Origin of the sequence: Pseudomonas sp. TCU-HL1, assembly GCF_001708505.1 — a bacterium.
Lineage (GTDB): Bacteria > Pseudomonadota > Gammaproteobacteria > Pseudomonadales > Pseudomonadaceae > Metapseudomonas.
In genome coordinates this window covers 584036-596024 of record NZ_CP015992.1, presented here as the reverse complement: position 1 = coordinate 596024, position 11989 = coordinate 584036, and the positions used below count along the sequence as shown (strand labels likewise).

10 protein-coding genes are annotated in these 11989 nt (G+C 64.5%); 1 reads left to right on the top strand and 9 read right to left on the bottom strand.

Annotated elements, in window-relative coordinates; all coding sequences use genetic code 11:
• Nucleotides 1–37: 37 nt before the first annotated feature.
• From trpE to THL1_RS02645, 9 genes are all read right to left on the bottom strand, one after another.
• Nucleotides 38–1525: an anthranilate synthase component I gene (gene trpE / locus THL1_RS02685; protein ID WP_069086388.1), complete on the bottom strand. Its 1488-nt coding sequence runs from the start codon at nucleotides 1523–1525 to the stop codon at nucleotides 38–40.
• Between the two features lie 90 nt (nucleotides 1526–1615).
• Nucleotides 1616–2455 (bottom strand): phosphoglycolate phosphatase, encoded by an 840-nt coding sequence (locus THL1_RS02680; RefSeq protein ID WP_069081841.1) that lies wholly within the window; start codon nucleotides 2453–2455, stop codon nucleotides 1616–1618.
• A 1-nt stretch (nucleotide 2456) separates the two neighbouring features.
• Nucleotides 2457–3125: a ribulose-phosphate 3-epimerase gene (gene rpe / locus THL1_RS02675; protein WP_069081840.1), complete on the bottom strand. Its 669-nt coding sequence runs from the start codon at nucleotides 3123–3125 to the stop codon at nucleotides 2457–2459.
• A gap of 138 nt (nucleotides 3126–3263) precedes the next feature.
• Nucleotides 3264–4091, bottom strand: coding sequence for an ABC transporter permease (locus THL1_RS02670; RefSeq protein WP_069081839.1), 828 nt, complete (start codon nucleotides 4089–4091; stop codon nucleotides 3264–3266).
• 12 nt (nucleotides 4092–4103) lie between these two features.
• A complete protein-coding gene (locus tag THL1_RS02665) occupies nucleotides 4104–5351 on the bottom strand; it encodes an ABC transporter permease (protein WP_069081838.1) in 1248 nt (415 codons plus the stop codon).
• Between the two features lie 112 nt (nucleotides 5352–5463).
• A complete protein-coding gene (locus THL1_RS02660) occupies nucleotides 5464–6495 on the bottom strand; it encodes an ABC transporter substrate-binding protein (protein WP_069081837.1) in 1032 nt (343 codons plus the stop codon).
• Between the two features lie 49 nt (nucleotides 6496–6544).
• Nucleotides 6545–7654 (bottom strand): ABC transporter ATP-binding protein, encoded by a 1110-nt coding sequence (locus THL1_RS02655; protein ID WP_069081836.1) that lies wholly within the window; start codon nucleotides 7652–7654, stop codon nucleotides 6545–6547.
• Nucleotides 7655–7804: 150 nt separating this feature from the next.
• The gene (locus tag THL1_RS02650) at nucleotides 7805–8434 is read right to left on the bottom strand and encodes a response regulator (protein WP_069081835.1); all 630 of its coding nucleotides are present in this window, start codon (nucleotides 8432–8434) and stop codon (nucleotides 7805–7807) included.
• Nucleotides 8431–10821, bottom strand: coding sequence for a PAS domain-containing sensor histidine kinase (locus THL1_RS02645; RefSeq protein ID WP_069081834.1), 2391 nt, complete (start codon nucleotides 10819–10821; stop codon nucleotides 8431–8433). The genes THL1_RS02650 and THL1_RS02645 overlap by 4 nt, the downstream gene beginning before the upstream one ends.
• Before the next feature lie 134 nt (nucleotides 10822–10955).
• On the opposite strand from THL1_RS02645, the gene THL1_RS02640 reads away from it, so the two are divergent.
• Nucleotides 10956–11972, top strand: coding sequence for an alpha/beta hydrolase family protein (locus THL1_RS02640; protein ID WP_069081833.1), 1017 nt, complete (start codon nucleotides 10956–10958; stop codon nucleotides 11970–11972).
• The last annotated feature ends 17 nt before the right edge of the window (nucleotides 11973–11989 follow it).

The window sequence follows — 11989 nt, the reverse complement described above, 5'->3', positions numbered from 1 at the left end:
ATGCTGCTTATCGATCATCAGCAGCATGGTGCAATCCTCAGGCGTCGGTCTTGGCGGTCTGTTCGGCGAGAGCCACGGCACGGAACATGGCACGGCGCTTGTTCAGCGTCTCTTCCCATTCCAGCGCCGGGACCGAATCGGCGACGATGCCAGCGCCAGCCTGTACGTGCAGTTCGCCGTCCTTGATGACCGCCGTGCGGATTGCGATGGCAGTGTCCATGTTGCCGTTCCAGGCCAGGTAGCCCACGGCGCCGCCGTAGACACCACGCTTGACCGGTTCGAGGTCGTCGATGATCTCCATGGCGCGGATCTTCGGTGCGCCGGAGAGGGTGCCGGCCGGCAGGATGGCGCGCAACGCTTCCATCGCGGAAATACCTTCCTTGAGCTGGCCGGTGACGTTGGAAACGATGTGCATCACGTTGGAGTAACGCTCGATCACCATCTTCTCGGTGACCTTGACGCTGCCCGTACTGGCAACGCGGCCGACGTCATTGCGGCCGAGATCGATCAGCATCAGGTGCTCGGCCAGCTCTTTGGCGTCGGAGAGCAGGTCCTCCTCCAGCGCACGATCGGCTTCCTCGGTCGCACCACGCGGGCGGGTGCCGGCGATGGGGCGCACGGTGACCAGGCCATCCTCGACGCGCACCAGCACCTCCGGCGAGCTACCCACCACATGGAAGTCACCGAAGTTGAAAAAGTACATGTAGGGCGTGGGGTTGAAGCAGCGCAGGGCGCGGTACAGATCGATAGGGGCAGCCTGGAAGGGGATCGACATGCGCTGGGAAATCACCACCTGCATGCAATCGCCTGCCAGGATGTATTCCTTGATCTCGCGCACCGCCTGCTCGTAATCCTCGCGGGTGAAGCTGGAGCGGAAGTCCGGCTCGCCGCCCACGGGCATGCTCGGGTCCACGCCCAGGCGCGGAACTACCGGCTGGCGCAGCTTCTGGCGCAGTTCGACCAGGCGTGCCTGACCCTTTTCGTAAGCGTCGGGCTGTGTCGGGTCGACCAGGACGATGGCGTGCAGCTTACCGGCCAGGTTGTCGAACACGATGACCGCGTCCGAGACCATCAGCAGGATGTCCGGGGTACCGAGCGGATCGGGGTTCGGGCAGTTGGCCAGGCGTTTTTCGACATAGCGCACGCAGTCGTAGCCGAAGTAACCCACCAGGCCGCCGTTGAAACGTGGCAGGCCGGCGATGGGCGCCACCTGATAGCGTTCCTTGAAGTCCTCGACGAAGGCCAACGGGTCTTCGCAGTCGTGGGACTCCACCTCGACGTCATCGACGCTGACGCTGACCTTCAGGTCGTGGGCGCGCAGCACCGTGCGGCTTTGCAGGCCGATGATGGAGTAGCGACCCCATTTCTCGCCGCCCTGCACAGACTCCAGCAGGTAGGAGTACGGGGTGTCAGCGAGTTTCAGGTAGAGGGACAGGGGGGTATCGAAATCCGCCAGGGTTTCGAACGCAAGCGGAATGCGGTTGTAGCCTTCGGCGGCCAAACGCAGGAATTCTTCGCGGGTCATGATCTGCCTCATGGGGCGGGGAGCCCCTTGGGGGCTCCTGGAGATAAAACGACGGTGTGCAAGCGCGCCGGTTCTTCCGGCCAGAATGAATTAGGCGCGCCAGCGCCAACGGGCCACGGCCTTGATGATCTTCATTCCGGCTCGTTCGAGCCAATGCTTGCAGGGAACTACCACGTTTCTGTCTCGTTGAGGCGGATTGTCGGAGGAGTCCGGCGACATTAGCGCAGCACCGTGGGCGGCGCAACCGCCCGGGAGCAGCTCACGCAGGTCATCCACCACCAGGGCGGGCTGCTCTTCGGCGATGGGCCGACCGTGGTTGTAACCGTAGCTCAGGGCCACGCATTTCACCCCGGCGGCCTTGGCGGCCAGGACGTCATTGCGCGAGTCGCCGACGAACAGTGCCTCGGTGCGGCTGACCCCGGTCATGTGCATCACATGGAGCAGTGCTGCCGGGTCGGGCTTCTGCTGTGGCAGGGTGTCGCCGGCGATGATCAGCGGGAAGTAGCGGCCCAGCTTCATCTCGTCCAGCAAGGGGGCGACGAAGCGCTCGGGCTTGTTGGTGATCAGCGCCAGTTCAACGCCTTTCTTCTTCAGCCACTTGAGGGTTTCCGCCACGCCCGGATAGACGGTGGTCAGCACATGGCTCTCGGCATAGGCCTGCATGAACAGCTCCAGGCCTTGTTCGGCGTCGCTTTCATGGACAGCTGAATGGTCGAGGTCGCCAGCCAGGGCGCGGCGCACCAGCACCCGGGCACCGTTGCCAACCCATTCGCGGACCTGTTCCACACCCGCGGCCGGGCGGCCCAGGGCGACCAGCATCTGGTCGACGGCGGCCGCCAGGTCCGGCACCGAATCCACCAGGGTGCCGTCCAGGTCGAACATCACCAGGCGTGGCAGGCGCCCGTCGAACAGCCGGTGCAAGGTGCCCATATCAGACCTGGGCCAGCTCGGCGCGCATGGCGGCGATGACTTCAGCGTAGTCCGGCGTGTTGAAGATGGCCGAGCCGGCAACGAAGGTGTCGGCGCCCGCCGCCGCGATCTCGCGGATGTTCTTCACATTGACGCCGCCGTCGATCTCCAGGCGAATATCGCGGCCGGAGCCATCGATCAGGGCGCGCGCTTCACGCAGCTTGTCGAGGGTGCCGGGGATGAACTTCTGCCCGCCGAAGCCGGGGTTGACGCTCATCAGGAGGATCATGTCGACCTTGTCCATTACATACTTCAGCACGTCCAGCGGGGTGGCCGGGTTGAACACCAGGCCGGCCTTGGCGCCGCCGTCGCGGATCAGCTGCAGGGAGCGGTCGATGTGCTCGGAGGCTTCCGGGTGGAAGGTGACGTAGGTGGCGCCGGCCTCGATGAAGTCGCCGATGATGCGATCCACCGGTTTGACCATCAGGTGCGCGTCGATCGGCGCGGTAATGCCGTACTTGCGCAGCGCCGAGCAGACCATCGGGCCGATGGTCAGATTGGGCACGTAGTGGTTGTCCATCACGTCGAAGTGAACGATGTCGGCGCCGGCGGCGAGAACGTTCTCCACTTCCTCCCCCAGGCGGGCGAAATCGGCGGAAAGAATCGACGGTGCGATGGCGAAAGGCTGCATGGCTGACCTCAGGGCAGAATCACGGTGGCGCGAATTGTAGCCGGGATGGGTGCCGCGCGGGGATTCGACCGATGACTGAGGCGAGGCGGAAAAGAACCTGCCCGCGACGGGGACGCGGGCAGGTGAAGGTTGGAGAGGTTACTCCGGCATCGAGGTGCGCATGCGCTCGCTGCGGCCGCGCAGCCACTCCAGCACCAGCAGCAGGACCACCGAGAAGCCGATCAGCAAGGTCGCGGCAGCGGCGATGGTGGGGCTGAGGTTCTCGCGAATGCCGCTGAACATCTGGCGCGGCAGGGTGGCTTGCTCGGGGCCGGCGAGGAACAGGGTCACCACCACTTCGTCGAAGGAGGTGGCGAAAGCGAACAGCGCTCCCGAGATCACCCCCGGCGCGATCAGCGGCAGGGTCACCTTGAAGAAGGCCGTCAGCGGCGGCGCGCCCAGGCTGGCGGCGGCACGCACCAGGTTGTAGTTGAAGCCTTGCAGGGTGGCCGACACCGTGATGATCACGAAGGGCACGCCCAGCACCGCATGCACCAGGATCAGCGACAGGTAGCTGTTACCCAGGCCCAGCGGGGCGAAGAACAGGTAGCTGGCCACGCCGATGATCACCACCGGTACCACCATCGGTGAAATCAGCAGGCTCATCACCAGGGCCTTGCCACGGAACTCGCCGCGAGTCAGCCCGATGGACGCCAGGGTGCCGAAGACCATCGCCAGCACAGTGGCCGCCGGGGCGACGATCATGCTGTTGGTCAACGAGCGCATCCATTCAGCCGACTGGAAGAAATCGGCGTACCAGCGCAGGGAGAAGCCCTGCAGCGGATAAACCAGGAAGGTGCCGGAGTTGAAGGACAGCGGGATGATCACCAGCACCGGCAGGATCAGGAACAGCAGCACCAGGCCGCAAAGGCCGCGCAGGGTATAGAACCACAGGCGCTCGACCGGAGACATGTAGGGACTCAGCATTTCTTGTTCTCCTCAACCAAGACGCAGGCGGCCAGCGCCCACCAGCCAGGTGTAAACCACGTAGAGCACCAGGGTGGCGAACAGCAGCATGCCGCCCAGCGCCGTGGCCATGCCCCAGTTGATGGTGGTGTTGGTGAAGAAGGCGACGAAGTAGCTGACCATCTGGTCGTTCGGGCTGCCCAGCAAGGCCGGGGTGATGTAGTAGCCGATGGACAGGATGAACACCAGCAGGCACCCGGCACCGACACCGGCCACGGTCTGCGGGAAGTAGACCTTCCAGAAGCTGGAAAACGGGTGGCAGCCGAGGGAGATCGCCGCGCGCATGTAGCTGGGCGAGATGCCCTTCATCACGCTGTAGATCGGCAGGATCATGAACGGCAGCATGATGTGCACCATGGCGATGTACACACCGGTGCGGTTGAACACCAGTTGCAGCGGCTGGTCGATCAGACCGAGTTTGATCAACGCCCCGTTGATCAAGCCTCCGGACTGCAGCAATACGATCCAGGCTGCAACGCGCACCAGAATCGAGGTCCAGAACGGCAGCAACACCAGGATCATCAGCAGGTTGCTCTGACGCGTCGGCAGGTTGGCCAGCAGGTAGGCCAGCGGATAGGCCAGCAGCAGGCAGATTGCCGTGATCACCGCCCCCATCCAGAAGGTGCGGGCGAAGATGTCCAAGTAGATGGCCTGGTCCGGCGTGGCCGGCGCAAGCTCGCCCAGATCATCGATGCGATGGTCGAGCGACGCGAGCAGGTAATAGGGCGTCAGATGGCTGGCGTTGCGGCGGATCGCCTGCCAGTACGCGGGGTCACCCCAGCGCTCGTCCATGCTTTCCAGCGCGTCCTTGTAGGAAGCGGGCTCGGTCTTGAACGGCAGGGCACGGGCGGTCTTGGCCATCAGGCTGCGGTAGCCGGCCAGTTCCATGTTCAGGCGCTTGGAGAGGTCGCCGATGGTCTGGTTCTTGCGCGCCTCGGCGAGGTCTTCGGCCAGCGCCTTATACACGGGCTCGCCGGGCAGCGCCTTGCCATCCCAACTGGATATGGCGTCGACGGTGCGCGGCATGGAGCCGACCACTTCCGGGTTGTTCACGCTCTTGTAGAGCAGCGCGCCAATGGGCACCAGGAAGGTCAGCAGAAGAAAAATCAGCAGCGGCAGGATCAGCGCCTGGGATTTCAGGCGGTTCATCCGCTCGGCTCGGGCGAGGCGCTGCTTGAGGCTGGGGCCGGCGACCTCGTTCAGGGGCACTGCAGTGGCCATGGCGAACTCCGTTGGAACAGGGTTGGACTTTCAGGCCCTAAGGCCAGGGTGAGGAAGCATCCCCCTCACCCCCAGCCCCTCTCCCGCAGGGAGAGGGGAATAGCAGGCGTCCTTACTTGGCCGCCCAGGAGTTGAAGCGCTGCTCCAGCTGCTCGCCGTAGTCAGCCCAGAAGGTGACGTCCATGGCGACCTGGTCCTTGATGTTCTCCGGCGTGGTCGGCATGTCCTTCAGCAGGCCTTTGTCCAGCAACGGCACCGCCTGGGTGTTGGCCGGACCGTAGGCGATGTTCTCGGAGTAGATCTTCTGCTGCTCGGGCTTGACCGAGAAGGCGATGAATTCCTTGGCCTTGTCAGCATCCTTGGCACCCTTCGGAATGGCCCAGGAGTCGAAGTCGTAGATGCCGCCGTTCCACACGACCTTCAGGTTGCTTTCCTTCTGCACGGCAGCGATGCGGCCGTTGTAGGCGGAGCTCATGACCACGTCACCGGAGGCGAGGAACTGCGGCGGCTGGGCGCCGGCTTCCCACCACTGGATGCTCGGCTTGATTTCGTCGAGCTTCTTGAAGGCGCGGTCCTGGCCTTCCTTGGTGGCCAGCACGCTGTAGACGTCCTTCGGAGCAACGCCATCGGCCATCAGGGCGAACTCCAGGGTGTACTTGGCGCCTTTACGCAGGCCGCGTTTGCCCGGGAATTTCTTCACGTCCCAGAAATCGGCCCAGCTGGTGGGGGCGGATTTCAGTTTGTCAGCGTTGTAGGCCAGCACGGTGGACCATACGAAGAAGCCGACGCCGCAAGGCTGGATGGCGCCTGGTACGTAGTCTTCGGACTTGCCGAACTGGGCGGCGTCGAGCTCCTCGAACAGGCCTTCGTCACAACCGCGGGCCAGCTCGGGCGACTCCACTTCCACCAAGTTCCAGGAAACGCTGTTGGTGTCGACCATGGCCTTCACCTTGGCCATTTCGCCGTTGTACTCGCCGGCGATGATCTTGTTGCCGGTGCTCTGCTGGTAGGGCTCGTAGAACGCCTTGACCTGCGCATTCTTGTTGGCACCACCAAAGGACACCACGGTCAGGTCGGCGGCCATTGCCTGGGCGGCGCAGGCCAACCCGAGGGCGATGGCGGTGAGTTTCAGGGATTTCGACATTGTTATTTTCTCCACAGTGCAGGGTTGCTAATGCCTTGGCGCCGTCGCGTCATTCCGCCAGTAGCGGGTCCAGTGCGCGGACGTGCTCCACTTGCCAGCCGAGCGGCACCACATCGCCTACCGCCAGTGCGGGGTCGAGCTCAGCAATAGGTTGCTTGACGAAGAAGTCGGGCTTGCCGCAGACCTCCATGCGGATACGCACGTGGTCGCCCAGGTAAATGAACTCGGCGACGCGCCCGGAGAAGCGGTTCACGCAGCTCTCACTGTGGCCGTTGATGCGCACGCGTTCGGGGCGGATCGACAGGGTCACCGGTTCGCCCGGCTGGCCGACATTGATCGCCAGAGCCTCGACTTTCTCACCACGGCCCAGGCGCACGACACAGCGCTCGCCGTCGCGGCTTTCCAGCTGGCCGTTCAAGCGATTGTTCTCACCGATGAAGTTCGCCACGAAGGTGTTCTTCGGCAGTTCATACAGCTCGCGCGGCGGGGCGATCTGCTGGATCTCGCCCTGATGGAACACCGCCACGCGATCGGACATGGTCAGTGCCTCGCCCTGGTCGTGGGTCACGTAGACCACAGTGACGCCCAGGCGCTGATGGATGTGCTTGATCTCCATCTGCATGTGCTCGCGCAGCTGCTTGTCCAGCGCACCGAGGGGTTCGTCCATCAGCACCAACTGGGGCTCGAACACCAGGGCCCGGGCCAGGGCGACGCGCTGCTGCTGGCCGCCGGAAAGTTGGCCGGGGTAGCGATTGCGGAAGGCGTCCAGCTGGACCATGGACAGTGCGCGTTTGACCCGCTCGCTGGCGTCGGTCTTGCTCATGCCGCGCACCGAGAGCGGGAAGGCCAGGTTCTCGGCCACCGTCATGTGCGGGAACAACGCATAGTTCTGGAACACCATGCCGATGTCGCGCTTGTGCGGGGGCACGTTATTGATGGAGCGACCGCCCAGGAGTATTTCGCCGCTGGTGGGGGTTTCGAACCCGGCGAGCATCATCAGGCTGGTGGTCTTGCCGGAGCCGGACGGCCCGAGCAGGGTGAGGAATTCGCCTTTGCGAATATCCAGGTTGAGGTCTTTGACGATCAGGGTCTCGCCGTCGTAGCTTTTCTGCACGCCGCGAAAGCTGACCAGGATGTCGCTGCCTTGTGTCTCGGCCATAACCGCACCTTTGTTTTTGTGTCTGCCGTAGTGAAAGCCTAGAGAAGGCGGCAGCCCACGCAAATCGGGCGGTATGAGAGATTGCTATAAGGCTTAGAGAGGATTCTTTGTAGGGATCGCCCTACAAACCAGATCGCAATTGTCAGACATTCACAGCAGCTTGTGTTCCACGGCGTACTTCACGAGGTCCGCCACCGAATGCAACCCGAGCTTTTGCATCAGCCGCGCCTTGTGGGTACTCACCGTCTTGCTGCTGACGGCGAGTTGCTGGGCGATTTCGTTCACCCCTTCGCCCCGCACCAGGCGCTCGAACACCGAGAACTCCCGCTCCGAAAGCAGCGTGTGAGCCGGTCGAGCATCGGTCAGGCCGACCTCGAAGACCATGCGGTCCGCCAGCTCCGGGTCGATATAGCGGCCGCCCGCAGCCACCTTGCGAATGGCGGTGAGCAGCAGGGCCGGGTCGCTGTCCTTGGTGGCGTAGCCGGCCGCGCCGATCTTCAGCGCCCGCGCCGCCATCTGCGCTTCATCGTGCATGGACAGCACCAGCACCGCCGGCGGGTTGGTCAGGGCGCGGATACGCGGGATGGCCTCCAGGCCATTGACGCCAGGCATGGAGATATCCAGCAACACCACTTCACAGGGCGTCTGGCGCAGGGTTTCCAGCAGCTGCTCGCCATTGCTGGCCTCGCCCGCCACACATAAGTCCTTGGCCAACCCGATGAGCTGCTTGATGCCCTCGCGGACGATGGTGTGGTCTTCGGCGACCAGTACTCGGATCACGCTGCTTTCTCCTTATCCAATGCCACATGCACACAAAGGGTGGTGCCCTCTCCGGGCTGACTGTCGATCTGCAGGCTACCACCCAGCATGAGCACACGCTCACGCATACCCACCAGACCGAATGAGCTCCCGCGCCTGGCGCCGGTGTCGAACCCGCGGCCATCATCACTGATGCGCAGGCAGAGCATGCCGTCTTCCTCGCTGAGGCGAACCGCCACAGTATGCGCCTCGGCATGGCGCATGACGTTGGTCAGCGCTTCCTGCAGCACGCGGAACAGGCCCACAGCCTTGGCGTCGGACAGCTGCGGCAGTTGCTCGGGCACCTCCACCAGGCAGGGAATCTGCGTGCGGGCCTCAAAGCGCCGTGCCTGCCACTCAATGGCCGAGGCGATGCCGGCGTCGAGGATCGGCGGGCGCAGGGCGGTGGCGACGTCGCGCACCAGCTGGAAGAGCTGCGCGATCAGGCGCTTCATGCTGTCGAGCCGTTCGCGCAACCCGGCATCGAGCCCGGCGAATGCCAGTTCGCACATGGACGTTTCCAGCTTGAGTACGGTGAGCACCTGGCCGAGTTCGTCATGGACTTCGCGCGCGATGCGCGCCTTCTCTTCCTCGCGCACGCTTTCCAGGTGCGCCGAGAGATCGCGCAGTTGGGCGCGGGACGCGGCCAGTTCCAGTTCGATCTGTTTGTTCTCGGTAATGTCCCAGACGACACCGTCCCAGATCGCGCGGCCATCCTCGAACACCCGCGCACTGGCCTTGATGTCGGCCCAGCGCTGCTGGCCATCGCGCGTGAGGATGCGCCCCTGCCAGTGCCAGTCCCGATCAGCGTCCAGCGCCTGCATCTGGCTTTCCCAGTAGCCGTCGCGGTCGTCCGGGTGAACCAGGCCCCGGATACCGCGGCCGGAGTCCAGCAACTCGCTGGCGCTGTAGCCCACCAACCCTTCACTGCCCTCGCCGATGAAGGCGAAGGCAGACGGCGCGCCGGCTTTCGGTCGTTCCAGACGAAATACCAGGCCGGGCACGTTGGAGGCGATGCCCTTGAGGCGGGCCTCGCTTTCTTCCAGAGCCTCGCGGGCGCGGCGGCGCTCGGTCGCGTCGGAGAGGAATACCACCAGGTACTCCGAGGAGCCAAAGCGCAGGAAACTCAGCGACACATCCGCCGGCAGCCAGCTGCCGTCCGGCCGCAGGCAACGGGTCTCGAAGCTCAGCGGCCCCTCGTCGCTGTTGCGTGCACGGCGCCACAGATTGAGCCAGCGGTCCATGTTCAGGTCCGGCTGGAAATCCACCAGCGGCCGGTCCGCCAGGCTGCCGGAGGCATAGCCGAGCATCTGTTCGGCAGCGCGGTTGGCGTAGCGTACGTGGCTATCCCAGTTCACCCAAAGGATGCCGAGGGTGCTGTGGTCAATGGAGAACTGGGTGAGGCGCAGGGCTTCCTCGGCCGCCTCGCGCAGTTGCATGGCGTGGCGGGCGTCGAGCAATTGCCGCTCCAGCGCTCGGCGCTGGCGGCGCAGCCAGACGATGATGACTGCGGCACTGAGCAACAGCACGCCCAGCAGCAGGCTCAGGTTCTGCCAGAAACCGGCCGACTCGCCCAGTCGCGGGTACTTCGCCTGCAGCCAGCGTTCGTGGAGCTGGTCGAGGTCCTTGGGGGGCAGGCTGCGCAGGGCGATATCGACGATCGTCGCCAGCTCGGGCCAGTCTCGCCGGGAGGCGACTCGCAGCAACTGCGGAAAACCAATGTCGCCCACCACTGCCAGCCCGGCGAATTCCTGCTCGCGAGACAGACGACTGAGCTGGGCCTCGTCCAGCACGGCGAAGCGCACCTGTTCGGCCAGCAATGCCTGGAGCGCCTGGCGCTCATTGGTCATGGGCTTCAAGTTGAGGTTGGTATAGGTCGCGCGCAGGTAGTCGGCCACCGCGCTCGGCTCGCGGAGCGCGACTGGCGAGGTGGCGTCGAGTTGTTCCAGATCCACCGCCGCGCTGCCCTCGCGCTCCCCCACGATCAACTGCGAAACCCGCATATAGGGATCGGAGAACAGCCACAGACGCAGGCCGGCCGGGGTCTGAGCGAGCCCCGGAGCGAGGTCGATCTGCCCCGCGCGCAAAGCCTGTTCCAGCTCACCCTGGCTGTCGTAGGTGCGCCAGACCAGCTCGACCCTCATGGCCTTGGCCAGCCAGTTCATCAGTTCCACGTTGGCGCCCGAGAGTTGCTGCAAGCGACGATCGAGCAGCACGTAAGGCGCTTGCAGCACCGCGCCAACTCGAAGCTGGGCATGCGCCTCGAGCCAGCGTTGCTGGTCCTCATCCAGAGACAATGGGGGCAACGCAGCCAATGCAGGCATAGCCAGCGTGCAGGCGAACAGCAGGGAAAGGAGCGCTCGGATCATCGAAGGCCAACCACCACGAGTAAAACAGCCGACATACCTTACTCCAGCCACGGCCCACCATGCGAAGGCTCGGCCTGACAAACGCCGGTCGAGCCATTAGGCTCCAGTTTCCCAGCTTGACCAGGAACCCTCAGATGCTTCGCGCCTTTTTTCCGCCCCTTGCCGCACTTTGTCTGGCACTTCTGCCGGCCACCTTCCCCCTACAGGCCGAGGAAAAAAGCACTGAACCGACCAAGGAACCCGCACCGGCCGTGGAGCGCGCGCCCCTGGAAGAGCGCAGCCAGGACGATGCCATCAGCCTGGAGCGCCAGTTGCCAGGACGCGAGCAGCAACAACTGAAAGCCGCCGACGAGAGCTTCCTGGCCCTTTGGCAACCCGCAAATGCCGGAGAGCCCAGCGGCGTGCTCATCCTCCTGCCGGGCGAGGGCGAAAGTGCTGACTGGCCCGAAGTCATCGGCCCGTTGCGGCGCCAGCTGCCGAACGCCGGCTGGAGCACCCTCAGCCTGACCCTGCCCGATCCCAGTGGCGACCCCGTGCCGCCTCGTCCCGTCGCGACCGAAGCGCCCGGCAAGGCGGAACCCGCGGTGAGCCCGGAGAAGGCGCAGGAAGAAGGCCCCGCCAACACGGAACAAGCCGGCAGCGCCGAGCCCAATACCGACCCGGCACCGCCGGCGTTGTCCCGTGACGCGGTCCAGAAGGCCCAGACAGACCGGGTATTCGCCCGCATCGAGGCGGCGCTGGCTTTCGCCCGTCAGCAAAAGCCCAGGTCCATTGTGTTGCTCGGACACGGCACCGGCGCCTACTGGGCGACGCAGTTCCTCATTACCCGGGAACCCCAGGACGTGCGCAACCTGCTGCTGGTTGCGGCGGAACTGCCCGCCGGCTATGAGCCGGCGCTCGAGGACTCGCTACCTGCGCTGAAGCTGGCGACTGGCGACTTCTACTACAAGGACCTGCCCGCAGACCGCGACGCCGCCTTGCGCCGACTGCATGCGAGCAAGCGGCAGAAACATCCGGCCTACATCCAGATCACCATGAAAGGCTTGCCGGCAGACCGGGCCACCGAGCAGGAACAGCTGGTCCGGCGCATTCGCGGCTGGCTGAGCCTGCATCTGCAAGCCGGCGCCGACAAAGGTCAGGCAGGGGAATGAGCCTCAGAACCTCGTCA

Excerpts from the sequence above, each read along its gene's own strand:
- trpE (WP_069086388.1), bottom strand. The coding sequence starts at position 1,525 with ATGACCCGCGAAGAATTCCTGCGTTTGGCCGCCGAAGGCTACAACCGC.
- THL1_RS02680 (WP_069081841.1), bottom strand. The coding sequence starts at position 2,455 with ATGGGCACCTTGCACCGGCTGTTCGACGGGCGCCTGCCACGCCTGGTG.
- rpe (WP_069081840.1), bottom strand. The coding sequence starts at position 3,125 with ATGCAGCCTTTCGCCATCGCACCGTCGATTCTTTCCGCCGATTTCGCC.
- THL1_RS02670 (WP_069081839.1), bottom strand. The coding sequence starts at position 4,091 with ATGCTGAGTCCCTACATGTCTCCGGTCGAGCGCCTGTGGTTCTATACC.
- THL1_RS02665 (WP_069081838.1), bottom strand. The coding sequence starts at position 5,351 with ATGGCCACTGCAGTGCCCCTGAACGAGGTCGCCGGCCCCAGCCTCAAG.
- THL1_RS02660 (WP_069081837.1), bottom strand. The coding sequence starts at position 6,495 with ATGTCGAAATCCCTGAAACTCACCGCCATCGCCCTCGGGTTGGCCTGC.
- THL1_RS02655 (WP_069081836.1), bottom strand. The coding sequence starts at position 7,654 with ATGGCCGAGACACAAGGCAGCGACATCCTGGTCAGCTTTCGCGGCGTG.
- THL1_RS02645 (WP_069081834.1), bottom strand. The coding sequence starts at position 10,821 with ATGATCCGAGCGCTCCTTTCCCTGCTGTTCGCCTGCACGCTGGCTATG.
- THL1_RS02640 (WP_069081833.1), top strand. The coding sequence starts at position 10,956 with ATGCTTCGCGCCTTTTTTCCGCCCCTTGCCGCACTTTGTCTGGCACTT.